Source organism: Desulfoferula mesophila (genome assembly GCF_037076455.1).
In the GTDB taxonomy this organism is placed as follows: Bacteria; Desulfobacterota; Desulfarculia; order Desulfarculales; family Desulfarculaceae; genus Desulfoferula; species Desulfoferula mesophila.
The window spans coordinates 4371785-4386640 of sequence record NZ_AP028679.1; the positions used below are offsets into that span (position 1 = coordinate 4371785).

At 68.6% G+C, this 14856-nt stretch carries 15 protein-coding genes and 1 pseudogene; 11 read left to right on the forward strand and 5 right to left on the reverse strand.

Annotated features, from left to right (window positions below):
- The first annotated feature begins 3 nt into the window (after positions 1-3).
- The 4 genes from priA (at position 4) to AACH32_RS20305 (ending at position 3367) form a co-directional block, all read left to right on the forward strand.
- The gene (gene priA / locus AACH32_RS20290; protein WP_338603711.1) at positions 4-2244 is read left to right on the forward strand and encodes a replication restart helicase PriA; all 2241 of its coding nucleotides are present in this window, start codon (positions 4-6) and stop codon (positions 2242-2244) included.
- Between the two features lie 9 nt (positions 2245-2253).
- Positions 2254-2481 (forward strand): ferredoxin, encoded by a 228-nt coding sequence (locus tag AACH32_RS20295; protein ID WP_338603714.1) that lies wholly within the window; start codon positions 2254-2256, stop codon positions 2479-2481.
- A 130-nt stretch (positions 2482-2611) separates the two neighbouring features.
- Positions 2612-3052, forward strand: a complete 441-nt coding sequence (locus AACH32_RS20300; RefSeq protein ID WP_338603716.1) for a flavodoxin domain-containing protein — start codon at positions 2612-2614, stop codon at positions 3050-3052.
- 126 nt (positions 3053-3178) lie between these two features.
- The gene (locus AACH32_RS20305) at positions 3179-3367 is read left to right on the forward strand and encodes a ferredoxin (protein WP_338603718.1); all 189 of its coding nucleotides are present in this window, start codon (positions 3179-3181) and stop codon (positions 3365-3367) included.
- Between the two features lie 12 nt (positions 3368-3379).
- Here the strand turns inward: AACH32_RS20305 and AACH32_RS20310 are convergent, their stop codons facing one another.
- The 3 genes from AACH32_RS20310 to AACH32_RS20320 are packed head-to-tail and all read right to left on the reverse strand — an operon-like array spanning position 3380 to position 6682.
- Positions 3380-3697 carry a hypothetical protein gene (locus AACH32_RS20310; protein WP_338603721.1) on the reverse strand — a complete coding sequence of 106 codons (318 nt, stop codon included), beginning with the start codon at positions 3695-3697 and terminating at the stop codon, positions 3380-3382.
- 57 nt (positions 3698-3754) lie between these two features.
- Positions 3755-4657 carry a TIGR01777 family oxidoreductase gene (locus AACH32_RS20315; RefSeq protein ID WP_338603724.1) on the reverse strand — a complete coding sequence of 301 codons (903 nt, stop codon included), beginning with the start codon at positions 4655-4657 and terminating at the stop codon, positions 3755-3757.
- A 15-nt stretch (positions 4658-4672) separates the two neighbouring features.
- Positions 4673-6682 (reverse strand): FAD-dependent oxidoreductase, encoded by a 2010-nt coding sequence (locus AACH32_RS20320; RefSeq protein WP_338603726.1) that lies wholly within the window; start codon positions 6680-6682, stop codon positions 4673-4675.
- A gap of 150 nt (positions 6683-6832) precedes the next feature.
- Here AACH32_RS20320 and AACH32_RS20325 point away from each other — a divergent pair, with 150 nt between their 5' ends.
- The 4 genes from AACH32_RS20325 (at position 6833) to AACH32_RS20340 (ending at position 11104) form a co-directional block, all read left to right on the forward strand.
- Complete coding sequence (locus AACH32_RS20325; RefSeq protein ID WP_338603728.1) at positions 6833-8803, forward strand: cation:proton antiporter domain-containing protein; 1971 nt, start codon at positions 6833-6835, stop codon at positions 8801-8803.
- A gap of 146 nt (positions 8804-8949) precedes the next feature.
- Positions 8950-10257: a B12-binding domain-containing radical SAM protein gene (locus AACH32_RS20330; RefSeq protein ID WP_338603731.1), complete on the forward strand. Its 1308-nt coding sequence runs from the start codon at positions 8950-8952 to the stop codon at positions 10255-10257.
- Between the two features lie 245 nt (positions 10258-10502).
- Positions 10503-10793: an RNA recognition motif domain-containing protein gene (locus AACH32_RS20335; RefSeq protein WP_338603733.1), complete on the forward strand. Its 291-nt coding sequence runs from the start codon at positions 10503-10505 to the stop codon at positions 10791-10793.
- A gap of 176 nt (positions 10794-10969) precedes the next feature.
- Positions 10970-11104 (forward strand): hypothetical protein, encoded by a 135-nt coding sequence (locus AACH32_RS20340; RefSeq protein ID WP_338603735.1) that lies wholly within the window; start codon positions 10970-10972, stop codon positions 11102-11104.
- Here AACH32_RS20340 and AACH32_RS20345 read toward each other — a convergent pair.
- Both AACH32_RS20345 and AACH32_RS20350 read right to left on the reverse strand, forming a co-directional pair.
- Entirely contained in the window at positions 11101-11859 is a 759-nt protein-coding gene (locus AACH32_RS20345; RefSeq protein WP_338603737.1) for a lysophospholipid acyltransferase family protein, read from the reverse strand. The genes AACH32_RS20340 and AACH32_RS20345 overlap by 4 nt on opposite strands.
- Positions 11859-12854 carry a beta-ketoacyl-ACP synthase III gene (locus tag AACH32_RS20350; protein WP_338603740.1) on the reverse strand — a complete coding sequence of 332 codons (996 nt, stop codon included), beginning with the start codon at positions 12852-12854 and terminating at the stop codon, positions 11859-11861. Before AACH32_RS20350 ends, AACH32_RS20345 begins: the two co-directional genes overlap by 1 nt.
- A gap of 344 nt (positions 12855-13198) precedes the next feature.
- Between AACH32_RS20350 and AACH32_RS20355 the strand changes: the two genes are divergently transcribed.
- The 3 genes and pseudogenes from AACH32_RS20355 to AACH32_RS20955 form a co-directional block, all read left to right on the forward strand.
- On the forward strand, positions 13199-13636 hold the full coding sequence (locus AACH32_RS20355) for a hypothetical protein (RefSeq protein ID WP_338603743.1): 438 nt from the start codon (positions 13199-13201) through the stop codon (positions 13634-13636).
- A 127-nt stretch (positions 13637-13763) separates the two neighbouring features.
- Positions 13764-14666: a sulfite exporter TauE/SafE family protein gene (locus AACH32_RS20360; RefSeq protein ID WP_338603746.1), complete on the forward strand. Its 903-nt coding sequence runs from the start codon at positions 13764-13766 to the stop codon at positions 14664-14666.
- Between the two features lie 70 nt (positions 14667-14736).
- Positions 14737-14814 (forward strand): annotated as a pseudogene (locus AACH32_RS20955) (TOBE domain-containing protein); the annotation flags it as partial.
- Between the last annotated feature and the right edge of the window lie 42 nt (positions 14815-14856).

Genomic DNA, 14856 nt, shown 5'->3' on the forward strand with positions numbered 1-14856 from the left:
GCCTTGAACCTGCGCGTAGAGGTGGCGGTGGCCGCCCCGCTGTGGCGCTCCCTCTCCTACCGGGTGGCCCCGGAGCTGGCCCCCCTGATCAAACCCCTGACGCGCCTCCTGGTCCCTCTGCGGGGCAAGGATCGCCTGGGTTTCGCCCTGGGCCCGGCCGAGCCCGGCGACCCCGAGGGCCTCAAGCCCATCTCCGACGTGTTGGACGAGGCCGGCGAGCCTCAGCTCATCCCACCGTCGCTACTGAACTTTTTCAGCCGCGCCGCCGCCTATTACCAGGCGCCCCTGGGCCAGACCCTGGCTTGGTCCCTGCCCGCCGGGCTGGGCGGGGAGAGCGCCGGGGCGGTCAAGGCCCCCGGCCGGGCCCAGGTGGCCTGGGCCGCCTGGCGCCAGGGCCCGCCGGAGGGAGCCCCCCGCCCCGGCACCCAGGCGGCGGCCTTGTTAGAGCATTTACATGAACAAGGTCCCCTGGCCCTGGACTCCCTGCGGGAGCGCTTTCCCCGGGTGCTGGCCCTGGCCCGCAAGCTGGAGGCGGGCGGCTGGCTGAGTCTGACCCACCGCCCGGTGGTCAAGGACCTCACCGGGCGGCCCATCCTGCCCGAGCCCGAGCCCGCCGCCTACACCGAGGAGCAACAGGCCGCCCTGGAACGCCTGCTTCCGGCCATAAGCGCCCACAAGTTCGAGCCTTTTCTGCTTTACGGCGTCACCGGCAGCGGCAAGACCGAGATGTACGTGGCCGCCTGCCGGGCCGCGATGGCCGCGGGCCGCCAGGCCCTGGTGCTGGCCCCGGAGATCGGCCTGTGCCTGAGGTTGGAGGGATTGCTCAAGGATCGCTTCGGCGACGACAAGGTGGCGGTGTTGCACAGCGGCCTGAGCCCGGCGGTGCGCCGGGGCCAGTGGCTGGCCATCGCCCGGGGCCAGGCCCCGCTGGTGGTGGGGGCCCGCTCGGCGGTGTTCGCCCCCCTGGAGCGCCTGGGGGTCATCTGCCTGGACGAAGAGCAGGACGAATCGTACAAGCAAAACGACCGCTTGCACTACCAGGCCCGCGACCTGGCCCTGCTCAGGGGCCAGGAGCAGGACTGCCCGGTGCTCTTGGGCACCGCCACCCCGGCGGTGACCACCTATTGGCGGGCCGCCCAGGGCAAGCTGACCCGGCTCACCCTGAGCAAGCGGGTCAAGAACGCGGTGCTGCCGGTGATGGAGGTGGTGGACCTCAGGAGCGCGGGCAGGCTCGGGGGCGGTTTTCTCAGCGTTCAGTTAAAGCAAGCGCTTGAACAAAACGTGGCGGAGGGCCGCCAGGCTATCCTGTTCCTCAACCGGCGCGGTTTCGCCCCGGCCCTGATCTGCCCGGCCTGCGGCCGGCGGGTGGGCTGCCCGGCCTGCAGCGTCAGCCTGACCCTGCACAAGGAGCAAAACGCCCTGGTCTGCCATACCTGCGGCCATCACCAGCCGATACCCGCCGCGTGCCCCGCCTGCGGCCAGAGCGAGGCCGAGCTAAAACCCCTGGGCCTGGGCACAGAGCAGGTGGAAGCCACCCTGGCCGAGCTGTTCCCCGCCATGCGCCTGGGCCGCCTGGACCGCGACGCCGCCGCCAACCCCACCCAGCTGCGCAAGGTGCTGGGCGCGGTGGCCAAGCGCGAGCTGGACGTTATCGTGGGCACCCAGATGATCACCAAGGGTCACCATCTGCCGGGCATAGGGTTGGTGGGCATCCTCTTGGCCGACCAGGCCCTGGGCCTGCCCGACTTCCGCGCAGCCGAGCGGGCCTATACCCTAATCACCCAGGCCGCCGGGCGGGCCGGGCGCGAGGGCGAGGCCGGGCGGGTTATCGTGCAGACCTACGACCCGGCCCACCACGCCCTGCGCGCCGCCCTCGCCCACGACCCGGCCCTGTTCTACGAGCCGGAGTTGGAGGAACGCCAGGCCCTGGGCTATCCGCCCTTTGCCCGCCTGGTGAGCCTGCGCCTGGAAGGGGCCTCGGAGACGGCCACCGCCGCCGCGGCGCAAAACCTGGCCCGGGCCTTGGAGCGGGCCAAGCACAAGCTGGAGCCCCGGGCCCGCATCCTGGGACCGGCCCCGGCCCCCATCGCCCGCATCCAAAGCCGCTGGCGCTGGCTGATCCTCATCAAGAGCCCCGGCGCGGGGGTGGCGGCGTCCATCCTGCGCCTGGCCCGCCACCAGGCGGGGCCCCCGCCCGCCGGGGTGCGCCTGGTCGTCGACGTGGACCCCCTCAACCTGTTGTAAGGAATCGCCGTGGCCAGGATTGTGACGGTGGACTTGGAGCTTTGCTTTGGCTGCGGCACCTGCCGCTCGCTGTGCCCCCGGGTCTTCGCCCTGGAGGGCGAGCCTCGCAAGTGCCGGGTCGTTGACCCCAGCGGCGACCCCGGCGACCCCGCCTGCGTGGAGTTCGCCATCGACTCCTGCCCGGTGGAGGCCATCGCCTGGCGACAAGCGCGCCCTGGCGGCGCAAAAGATTCTTGACCGCGATAGCTACCCTCTGTAGATTAATAATAATCATTATCACAATTGATTAATCACCCGGTTGTTGGCATTTCGCGCACCGGGGTTGCTACAATACGTTTATGAAAATTGATCAAGGGAGGAGTCACCAATGGCCAAAGTTCTGATTGCCTACGCCAGCCGCACCGGCAAAACCGAAACCATCGCCAACTACATCGCCGAGGGCGTGCGTTTCACCGGCAACGAAGTCGAAGTCAAGAAGATCAGCGATATCAAGGACGGAGCCGAGCTGGCCGGTTATGACGGCTACATCTTCGGATCGCCCACCTACCACCGCAACATGACCGGCGGCATGCAGCAGTTTTTGTTCAAGGCCGAGAACGCCGGGCTGGCCGGCAAGCTGGCCGGGGCCTTTGGCTCCTACACCCACAGCGGCGACGCCCCGGGCATCATCATGGACACCATGACCCACGTGTTCAAAATGAAGCCGGCCGAGTTGGGCTCCATGAACCTGTTGGAAGACCAGGTCAACACCCCCGACGGCATCAAGGCCGGGCAGGACTACGGCCGCACCGTGGCCGGGGAACTCTAGGCCTTTCAACAGACGCCTTAAAAGTCCTGATCCCCGTCCGGCAACGCGCCGGGCGGGGATTTTTCGCGCCCCCCGCCGCGCCCAGGCCCCATCATGGAGGCAGCGGCAAGCACCGGGAGAAACGTTATGAGTCAAAAAGTGGTGGTGGACCAGGAAACCTGCATCGGCTGCGGCAACTGCGAGGCGGTTTGCCCCGAGGTGTTTAAGCTGGACCCGGCCATCGACAAGTCCCAGGTGATCAAGCCCGAGGGCGGGCCGGACTGCGTGGAAGACGCCATCGACCAGTGCCCGGTCGAGGCCATCTCCTGGCAGTAGGCTTAGGCCGCCTTATCCCGGCTTGATGGCCCCGGAGGCCAGTTGCTTGATGATGCCCCACCACAGGGCGGGCAGGGTGGCGATGAGGGCCAGGCCCAGCAAGAGCACCAGGGCGCCGTGGGCCCGCGAGAGCCAGGCCAGCAGCGGGTTTTGGCTTTGGGCCACGGTGCGCGAGCGCAACAGCTGCCCCAGCAGGTACAGGGCCGCCAGGGTGCCCGCTCCCTGCCAGGCGCTGAAGTGGTAGGGCACCAAATGAAATTGGTTGAGCATGGCGGCCACGATCACCCCCAGGCCCATTACCGCGGCGAGCCCCGCCCAAAAACTGGCCACTAAGCAACCTCCTTGTACAACCGTTGCTACCCCCCCAAGCGGCCCAACCGACCTCCCCTAAGCCAGCAAGTCCCTGAGCGCCCCCTCCAGCTCCGGAAATTTGAAGGAAAATCCCGCCCTGGTCAAGGCCTGGGGTATGACCCGCTGGCCGGTGAGCACCACCGAGCCCATCTCCCCCAGGGCCAGGCGCACCGCGAAGCCCGGCGCGGGCAGCAGGGCGGGCCGCCCCAGGACCCGGCCCAGGGTGCGGGTGAACTCCCGGTTGCGCACCGGGTGGGGGGCGCAGCAGTTCAGCGCCCCGCTCACCTGGCTCTCCAGGCAAAACAAGAGCGCCGCGACCAGATCCTCCTGGTGAATCCAGGAGAACCACTGGCGGCCCGAGCCCAGGGGACCGCCCAGGCCCAGCTTGAACACCGGCAGCATCTGGCCCAGGGCCCCGCCGCCGTCGCCCAGCACGATGCCGAAGCGGGTGCAGGCCACCCGCGCCCCGAACTTGGCCGCCGCCCGGGCCTCGGCCTCCCACTCCAGGCACACCTTGGCCAAAAAGTCGTCCCCTGGCGGGGACTGCTCGCTCAGCTCCTCGTCGCCTCGGGGACCGTAATAGCCCACCGCCGAGGCCGAGACCAGCACCGGCGCCTCGCCCTGGTGGCGGGCCAGGGCCGCCACCAGATTGCGGGTGGTGTCCACCCGGCTGGAGCGGATCAGGGCCTTGTACTCCTCGCTCCAACGATTGAAGAGGTTGGCCCCGGCCAGGTTCACCGCCGCGTCGCAGGCCGCCGCCGCCTCTTGCCAGTCGCCGGGGGCGGTGGGGTCGCCCACGCAGGCCTCCACCCCGGCGGGCAGGCGCGCCGCCCCCTTCTCGCTGCGGGTCAGCACCGTCACCGCGTGGCCGCTTTGGCGTAAACGGGCGCACAGGGTGGTCCCCACGAAACCGCTCCCCCCGGTGACGAACACTTGCATGACCTGCTCCTTTTTCTATAGGCGGCACCCCGCCCGGTAGCCCCCGGCGATGGCCGCCAGGGCGTTGGCCTCTCCGGCCGCGTCACCCACCAGCTCCACCTTGAGGCCCTGGGCCTGCAGCGCTGAGGCCAGCTCGGCCTGGGGCCGGGTGCCGGTGGCCAAGACCACGGTGTCGGCCTCGAGCTCTTGCTCCTGGCCGTCTATGACCGCGGTGAGGCTGCCCTCGGCGATGGCCTTGACCTGCACCTTGGTGTGCACCGTCACCCCGAAACGCTTGAGCAGCCCGAAGACGATCCAGCGGGTGGAGCGGCCGATGCCCGCCCCCATCTTGGGCAGCGCCTCCAACACGGTGACCGGGTGGCTGCCCTGGGCGATGAGCCGCTCCACCACCTCCGGGGTCTCGGCCCCGAACAGGTTGATGAAATAGCTCTGCTCCGGGGTCAGGGCTCCCTGGCGGGCCAGGTACAGCGCCGTCTCCAGGCCCACCGCCCCGCCGCCGATCACCACCACCCGGCCCCGGGCCAGGGCCTTGCCCTGTAGCAGCTCCCAGGCGGTGAGCACGTGGGGCAGCTCCGCGCCGGGGATGGGCGGGCGGGTGGGCGTGGCCCCGCTGGCCAGCACCACCGCCTCGGGCTTAAGCTCGGCCACCATCTCCGGGGTGGCCACGGTGCCCAGGCGCAGCTCCACCCCCAGGGCCGTGAGCTGGGCCTTTTGCCAGCGGGGGATGGAGCCGAAGTCGGTTTTCATCAGCGGCCGGTTCCACCAGGCGATCTGCCCGCCCAGCTCCGGGGCCCGCTCGAAGAGCACCACGTGATGGCCCCGCCGGGCGGCGGTGATGGCCGCCATGCAGCCGCCGGGGCCGCCGCCCACCACGGCCACCCGCTGGGGCCGCTCGGCCTTGCCCGGCCCGGTGTCCTTGGCCTCGCGACCGGCCCGGGGATTGACCATGCAGCCCACCGGCTTCATCTGGGGGATGGCGTCGAAACAGCCCTGGTTGCAGGCCACGCAGCGGCGGATCAGCTCGCTGTGGCCCGTCTTGGCCTTGGCGGGCAGGCGCGGGTCGGCCAAGAGCGGGCGGCCCATGCACACCAGGTCCGCGTCGCCCCGGGCCAACACCGCCTCGGCCAGCTCGGGGCTGTGCATGCGGTTGCTGGCGGCCACGGGCACCGAGCGCACCGCCCACTTGACCCCCCGGGCCAGGTAGGAGAAGCCGCCGGGAGGCAGCTCCTGGGTGATCTGGGGCACCCGGGTCTCATGCCAGCCGCCGGTGACGTTGATCATATCCACCCCGGCGTCCTCGCAGGCCTTGGCAAAAAGGGCCGCCTCGTCGCCGGTGTGGCTGCCGGGCACGAAGTCGTTGCCCGCGATGCGGATGCCCACGCAGAAGTCGGGCCCCACCGCGGCGCGCACCTTGGCGATGGTCTCCAGACCGAAGCGCATGCGGTTTTCCAGCGAGCCGCCATATTCGTCCTCGCGCTGGTTGATCTTGGGCGAGAGGAACTGGCAGATGAGGTAGCCCGCCGAGCCCAATATCTCCACCATGTCCAGACCCGCGTCCTTGGCCCGCCTGGCGGCGGAGGCAAAGTCGTCCTGGGTCTGGGTGATCTCCTCCAGGGTCAGCGCCCGGCACTCGTCCTTGGTGAAGCCCGAGGTGTGGGGGCTGGCGCTCACCGGCTGGCCGCCGATGAGCATGGCGTGGGCATAGGCCCCGGCCATGTAGAGCTGGGCCCCCACCGCCGCGCCCTCGGCGTGCGCCGCCTGGGCCAGGCGGCTCAGGCCTTCCACGTCGGCATCGTCCTTGATGCTGATGAAGATGGGGCCGCCCGCCTGCTCGTTGATCACGCAGCCGCCCACGATTATCAGCCCCGCCCCGCCGGCGGCCCGCTCGCGGTAGAAGGCCACGAGTTGGTCGCTCACCTTGCCGCCCGGGGTGTAGTTCAGGTGCATGGCGGGCATGACGATGCGGTTTTTGAGCTCCAGCCGGTTCAGGGTGATGGGCTCGAAAAGCAGGGGGTAGCGGTCCATGGTTCGCTCCTGGTGTGGGTGGGCTTGCGGCGCCTACCTAATCACTAGCGCGAGGCGGGGGTGATGGGCAAGAAGAAAGCGCCGCCAATTCGGCCCCCTCCCTCGCCGATTTGCCTTGGGGCGCGGCCCGGCCCTCGCTATCATTAGGGCATGGAAGCCTCGCTGCTCAGAGACATGCTCATCATCTACGCCCTGGCCGCCGTGGTGGTGGCCATTTTCCAGCGCATCAAGGTGCCGCCGGTGGTGGGCTTTTTGCTTACCGGGGTGTTGGCCGGGCCCCACGGCCTGGGCCTGGTGGGCGAGGTGCACCAGGTGGAGATGCTGGCCGAGATCGGCATTATCCTGCTGCTTTTCACCATCGGCCTGGAATTCTCGGCGGCCCAGCTAAAGCAGATGCGCCTGCCCGCCCTGGTGGGGGGTGGGCTCCAGGTGTTGGGCACGGCCGGGGCCGGGGCCGGAGCGGCCCTGCTCCTGGGCCAGGGGCCGGGCCAGGCGGTGTTCTGGGGCTTCATCCTGGCCCTGTCCAGCACGGCCATCGTGCTCAAGCTTCTGCAGGAAAAGGCGGCCCTGGACAGCCCCCAGGGGCGCACGGTGCTGGGGGTGCTGATCTTCCAGGACGTGGCCGCGGTGCTCATGCTGTTGACCATCCCCTTTTTGGCGGCGGCCGGTACCGGCGGCGCGGCCCCGGCGCAGGCCGGGTGGGGCCTGTTGTTAAAGGGCCTGGCCGCCCTGGTTCTGCTTCTGGTGGGGGCCCGCTGGGTGCTGCCCTGGTTCATGAGCCGCATGGCCGCCACCCGCAACCGGGAGCTGTTCATCATCGCGGTGGTGGTGATCCTTTTGGTGGTGCTGTGGCTCACCTCCTGGGCCGGGCTCTCCCTGGCCCTGGGGGCCTTCTTGGCCGGGCTTTTCCTGGCCGGTTCGCGCTACAGCCACCAGGCGGTGGGCAGCTTCATGCCCATGCGCGATTTGTTCACCAGCCTGTTCTTCGTCTCCATCGGCATGTTGTTGGACCTGCGCTTCCTCCTGGCCCACCCCGGCTGGGTGGCCCTGGGGGTGGGGGCGGTGCTGGTGGCCAAGACCCTGCTGGCCGGGGGCGCGGCCCTGGCCCTGGCCCAGCCGCTTAGGGTGGCCCTGGGCGTGGGGCTCATGCTCAGCCAGGTGGGCGAGTTCTCCTTCGTGGTGGCCAAGGCGGGCCACGGCGTGGGGCTGATCAGCCCCCAGGGCTACCAGCTCATGCTCACCGTGGCGGTGCTCACCATGGCCCTCACCCCCCCGGCGGTGTGGCTGGGGGGCAAGCTGGCCGCGCGCACCCAGCAGATAACCCTGCCCCGTCCGCCGGGCATGCCGGCCCCGGCGGACCAAGACCTAATGGGCCATGTCATCGTGGTGGGCTACGGCATCAACGGCCAGAACGTAACCCGCGCCGCCCGGGCGGCGGGCATCCCCTACGTGGTGGTGGAGATGAACCCGCTCACCGTGCGCCGCGAGACGGCCAAGGGCGAGCCCTTCATCTTCGGCGACGCCATGAACCAGGCGGTGCTGGAGCACGCCGGGGTGCTCACCGCCAGGGTGGTGGTGGTGGCCATCGCCGACCCGGTGGCCACCCGCCACATCGTGGCCACGGTCAAGGACCTCAACCCGGCGCTGCACCTCATCGCCCGCACCCGCTTCTTGCAGGAGATGGGCGAGCTGTACCGGCTGGGGGCCGACGAGGTGATCCCCGAGGAGTACGAGACCTCGGTGGAGATCTTCGCCCGGGTGCTGCGGCGCTTTCTGGTGCCCCAGGCCGAGATAGAGCGCCTGGTGGGCGGGCTCAGGGCCGAGGGCTACGAGATGCTGCGCGGCCTGGAGATGCCCACCGAGCACGGGCCGGACATCTCCAAGCTCATCAGCGAGGTGGACATCGTCACCCTGCAGGTGATGGCCGACGCGGCGGCGGCGGGCAAGACCATCGCCGCCCTGGGCCTCAGGGCCAAGCACGGGGTCACCGTCCTGGCGGTGCGCCGGGGGCGGGAAACCTTGGCCAATCCGGGGGCGGACACGGTGCTCACCCCCGGCGACTTCCTGGTGCTCATGGCCACCCCCTCGGCCCTGGAGGGGGCCCGCGCCCTGCTACGCTGATCACCCACCGCTCCGCTTGCCGAAAATGGTGTTTTTTAGGATGCAAAGCATGTTAGGTAATAGCATGCTGTATCCGCCCCCACAGTTGACCCCGTCCCTGCCCGGCGCCGCTTGGCTCCGGCCGCCTTTGGTGCCAATCTAGCCCCATGCCCGACGTGCTGCTCATAAACCCCGCCTGGGGCGATCGCCGCCCCCGCCGCTGGCCTCCCCTGGATCTGCTGGGCCTGGCCGCCCTGCTCCGGGGCCAGGGAGCCACGGTGGAGCTGGCCGACGCCCGCGCGGTGCCCACCGCCCCGGCGGCGCTCAAGGCTCTGGCCGCCCGGGCCGACACGGTGTTCATCACCTCCAGCCCCCTGGACCGCTGGCAGCGCCCCCATCTGGACACCCGGGGCTTCGCCCAAACCTGCCGCGGCCTGGATCATCCCCGGGTGGTGCTCCTGGGGGTGCACGGCACCCTGAGCCCCGCCGAGATGCTCGCGGCCACCGGGGCCTGGACCCTGGTGCGCGGCGAGAGCGAGCAAGCCGCGCCCCTGGCCCGCGGCGCCGACCGCTCCGAGCTGCCCGGCGCCGCCTGGCTGCAAAAGGGCGAGTTGCGCCTGGGGCCGGAGCCCGCTCCGGTGGAGCTGGCCGCCCTGCCTATGCCCGCCTTCGAGCTGGCCCCGCCGGAGTTCTATGAGCACGAGGCGTTGGGCCGGCGTTTCGCCCTGCTGGAGACCAGCCGGGGCTGCGCCCACGCCTGCCGCTTTTGCCTCAAGGCCATGTACGGACCCGGCGTGCGCCGCAAGAGCGTAGCGCGGGTGCTGGCCGAGGCGGAGGCCGTGGCCCGCCTGGGGGCGCGTTGTTTTTACTTCATGGACCTGGAGTTCACCGGCGAGCGCGAGCGCGCCCTGGAGCTGTGCGCCGGGCTGGCCGGGCTGGGCCTGGGCCTTAGCTGGGGCTGCCAGAGCCGCCCGGACGCCGTGGACCCCGAGCTGCTTACCGCCCTGGCCGGGGCCGGGTGCCGCCTGGTGCGCTACGGGGTGGAATCTGGCTCGCCGGCCGTGTTGGAGGGCCTGGGCAAGCCGCTGGACCCGGAGGCGGCCCGCGAGGCGGTGGCGGCTACTGAGCGGGCGGGCATGGACAGCGTGTGCTCGTTCATGCTGGGCCTGCCCGGCGAGGGCGAGGCCGAGCGCGCGGCCATCCTGGAACTGGCCCGCTCCCTGCCCGCCGGTTGGGTCTCCTTCCAGGTGGCCGTCCCCTATCCCGGCACCGGCCTGGCCGCCGATTGCCCCGACTCGCCCGCTTGGAGCGCCTGCGACGCGCAGCCCTCGGCGCACGACGAGCTGGAGGCCTGGCGCAAGCGGGCCTGCCGGAGCTTTTATCTGCAACCGGGGCGCTTGGCCCGGCTGCTGGGCAAAGGCCGGGGGAGCCTGCGGCAAAACGGCGCGCGGCTGCTTCGGGAGTTGTCCCGCTAGCGGGAGCGCCGGCGGCGCGAGCGGGGCCGCGGGAACCGTAGGCCATAAATCTCTAAAGATAGTTGACAAATCATGATGCCAAGGTAAGCTTTTAAGAGTTTACCGGCCAATAAGTCTAAATTTCCGCTTGATCTTCCAGGCTACGCCCAGTGATCTAAGCCAAAAGTTAAGGCTCGTTGAGCCAGACCAGCCCTCCCGTAAAGCGGGTGGGCCATACCGCTTTTTTCACTAGGAGTATTTGAAAGATGAGCAGTAATATCTATGTGGGCAACCTGTCCTACGACACCACCGATGATTCCTTGAGCAACGCCTTTTCCCAGCACGGCACCGTGCTCTCCGCTCGGGTCATCACCGACCGCATGACCGGCCGTTCGCGCGGCTTCGGTTTCGTGGAGATGGAAGACAACGGCGAGGCTCAGGCGGCCATCCAGGCCATCAACGGTACCTCGCTGGACGGCCGCGAGGTAAAGGTCAACGAGGCCAAGCCCCGCGAATCCCGCGACTCCCGCGACTCCCGTCCGCCTCGCCGCTGGTAGAGCGTGACCGGCCCGGACGGCCCCTTGGCGCGCCGGGCCTGTCCCTCCCCAGAGCATCCGCATCCCCGAGGCCGGCCCGCCCCTGGCTCGCCGTCCTTGGGGATTTTTTTGACCTCAAACCTGGAGGTGACCTTTTGGCGAGAACCAACTATCAGTTTCAAAAGCGGCAGAAGGAAATGGAACGTAAGAAGAAAAAGGAGCTTAAGCGCCAGCAAAAGCTGGAGAAAAAGCGCCTGGCCGAGGGCCCGGATTTCGAAGAAGAGCCCGATCTGGACGAAGACGAAGGCGAGGAGCAGAGCGACCCGATTTAGGTTTGCGCCAGGGCCTCGGTCCGGGGGGCATCCAGAGCCAGCGACAGGGTGTCGTGGGTGGCCTTCATTAGCTTGCGGGAGTTTTTCTTGAGCTCCGGGTCGCTGATGAGCGGCAACACCGTGATCTTGATGCGCCCCGGCCGGATGTACCAGCTCTTTTTGGGCAGCACCTGGGCCGAGCCCTCGATGGCCACCGGGGCCACGTCGGCCCGGGCCTGGGAGGCCAGCACGAAGGCCCCCCGCTTGAACTCGCCCAGCCTGCCGTCGGCGCTGCGGGTGCCTTCGGCGAAAAACAGCACCGCGCTGCCTTTCTTGATCCTCTCCACGGCCGTGCGCATCAACTCACCGGCCTGGCCGCTCTGGCCGCGGTCCACGAAGATATAGCCCGCCTTTTTCATGGCATAGCCCCACAGGGGCACCTTGGCCAGCTCCTTTTTGACCACGAACTTGAAATCCAGCGGCAGCCCGGACAACAGGGCCAGGATGTCGAACAGGCTCTGGTGGTTGCACACCAAGACCATGGGCCCGCCCTCGGGGCGCTCCAGGTTTTCCAGGCCGTGGGTCTCCACCTTCACCCGGCTGGCCCAAAGCAAAACCCGGCTCCAGGGCCGGGCTCCGTAGCGGTGGGTGAGGCTGCCGGTGGAATCGACCAAAAACCACAGGATGGAGATGATCGACCAGATGATGGTCTGCACCACGATGAATAGGTGCAGCCCGTACATGCCCAGGCGCCGGGTCATCCCCCCCTCGGCCATCAGATGGACCACTCCACCAGGGAGGCGCCCCAGGTGAGGCCCGCCCCGAAGGTGACCATCAAAAGCTTGTCCTTGGGGGCCAGACGGCCCACGGAGGCCGCTTCGGCCAGGGCCATGGGGATGGAGGCCGAGGAGGTGTTGCCGTAGCGGTCGATGGTGGTGTAGACCTTGTCCTCGGTCAGGCCCAGGCGCTGGGCCAGGGCGTTGATGATGCGGATGTTGGCCTGGTGGGGCACCATCAGGGCCAGCTCCTCCACCTTCACCTGGGCCTTGTCCAGGGTCCAGCGGGTGATCTCCTCCAGGCACTCCACCGCCTTTTTGAAAAGCGGCTTGCCGTCCATCACCAGATAGAAGGGACGCTGTTCGTTGATGCCGGGCACTATGTCCAGGGACGGAAGCTCGCAGTCCTTGTCCACCGAATAGAGCAGGTGGCCGAAGGAGCCGTCGGAGCGCAGGTGCACCGCCTTGATGCCGGTGTCCTCCTCCGTGCGGCTAAGCACCACCGCCCCGGCCCCGTCGCCCAACAGCACGCAGGTGCCCCGGTCGGACCAGTTGGTCACCCCGGAGAGCACCTCGGCCCCCACCACCAGGGCGTGCTCGGCCTCGCCGCAGCGGATGGCGTTGTTGGCCACGCTCAGAGCGTAGATGAAGCCGGAGCACCCGGCCGAGACGTCCATGCTGGCCGCCTTGCGCGCCCCGATCTTCTCCTGCAACACGCAGGCGCAGGAGGGGAACTGGCGGTCCGGGGTCACCGTGCCCACCACCACCAGGTCCAGGTCGCAGGCATCCACCCCGGATTGCTCCAGGGCCTGGCGGGCGGCCCGGGCGGCCAGCTCGCTGGTCACCATGCCCCCGGTGGCTATGCGCCGCTCCTTGATGCCGGTGCGGCGGGTGATCCAGTCGTCGCTGGTGTCCACGACCTTTTCCAGATCGCGGTTGGTGACGACCGTTTCGGGAGTGTAGGAGCCGGCTCCCACTACTTTGGCATTGTGCATTTTTCCAAATCCAGCCTCCCCATTCGGGGGGGCGCTCTCGCGCGTTTGGCCCGAAATCGTTCGGGCCGGCGTCTCTGTGCGGGGGTTTGGGGATCGCGTCGAGACGCTTGCTGATTAAATTCAAAGGGGCTGATCGATCCCCTCAGCCGCAAAGTTTACCATTTGCAAGACCGAAATCCCAGTATTTCACAGTTTTTTGTCCCGGGGGCCAATCGCGCCAAACCTTGGCGGCAAGCCGGTGAATGAGGTTCATACCCGCGGTTTCGCCGGCACTGCCTCCGCCCGCAGGCTGGTGTATGCTAAATGGAGAACGATCGGTGCATTCGAGGGAAAGAGGAGCGTGCATGTTCAGAGTGTTTGCGGCGCTTCTGGCCGCGGGTCTGTTGTGGGCCGCCACGCCGGCCCGGGCCGGGGAACCGGCCGCGTTCACCAAGCTGGTGATCCCGGTGGTCAACCAAAGCGGCGCGATGTTGCTGTTGCGCCTGGACGGCAAGGTTAAGACCCCCGGCCGCCACTACCTGGACCAGGGAAAATCGGTCACCTTTACGGCCCTGGACCCCGCCCGCGAGGGCCCGCGCCACGACTACCAACACGTTCTCGCGGTCAGCCAGGGCAGCGGGGGTTTCGGCCCGATCTGCCGGGTCACGGTGGATACGGCCAACCAGTTGCAGGACGGCAACAGCCGGCAGCTCTACTGCGCCGCCACGGCGGACGACGGCGCCTGTCAGTTGCAGGTCTACAGCGAGGCCCAGGTCTGCTTCGTCCTGGTAACCGTGCGCTGAATCCTGGGCCAGGGCCGGGCCGCCAAGGCCTCATGCCTCTTCCATGCCCAAAGCCTAGGGTCTTGCTTTGCAATTAGCGGCGTTCTATGCTTCGATAGGCGCTGAACCCATCCCGTGAGGCTCATCGGTGCACTTTGCGGTTTCCGGCGTTGACTGCCCCATCTGGCTGCCGCCCCTGGTGGCCTTCGTGGTCAGCTTTTTCACCTCCATGGGCGGGGTGAGCGGCGCCTTTTTGCTGCTGCCGTTTCAGATGAGCTTTCTGGGCTTCACCTCCCCGGCGGTGAGCCCCACCAACCTGGTCTATAACATCGTATCCATCCCCAGCGGAGTGTGGCGCTATCTGCGCGAGGGGCGCATGGTCTGGCCGCTGACCTGGGTGGTCATCCTGGGCACCCTGCCCGGGGTGGTGGCCGGGGGCTTCATCCGCCTGGCCTGGCTGCCCGATCCCGGCCCCTTCAAGGTCTTCGTGGCCTGCGTGCTGCTCTACATCGGGGCGCGCATGTTCTGGGATCTGGCCAAGGGGCGGCGCAAGGCCAAGGAGCCCCTGCTGGAGGGCCAGCCGGCCCTCTGCGTGGTGGAGCATTGCCGCATCACCTCGCGCAGCCTGTGCTTTACCTACGCCGGGCGGGAATACGCCTGCTCCACCCCCATGATCTTTTTCCTGTCGCTGGCCGTGGGCATGGTGGGCGGGGTCTACGGCATCGGCGGGGGCTCCATCGTGGCTCCCTTCTTCGTGGCGGTATGCGGCCTGCCGGTGCACGCGGTGGCCGGAGCCGCCCTCATGGGCACCTTTGTCACCAGCGTGGTGGGGGTGGCCTTTTACCAGGCCATCGCCCCCCTGTACTCCGGCCAGATGGCCGTGGCCCCGGATTGGCTGTTGGGGGCCCTGTTCGGCCTGGGCGGCCTGGGCGGCATGTACTGCGGGGCGCGCCTGCAAAAGCGGGTGAAGCCCATCTACATCAAGGTGATGCTGGGGCTGATCCTTCTGGGCACCGCGGCCAAGTACCTGGTGGGCTATTTCATGAATTGATCCCGGCCGCCCCCTCCAAGACCCGCACCCAAGCCGGTAATTTGACCGGTCTCGCGAGAAGGAATCGGCCGAAAGAATGAGCCTCAAGCCCGGCTCCCAGGTCAAGGCCATGATCAAGGCCACCAGCGTGATGGTGGTAACCGACTAGCCCGCTCGCCAAAAAAAACGGCCCCGCGGCGCTCAGGTCGCG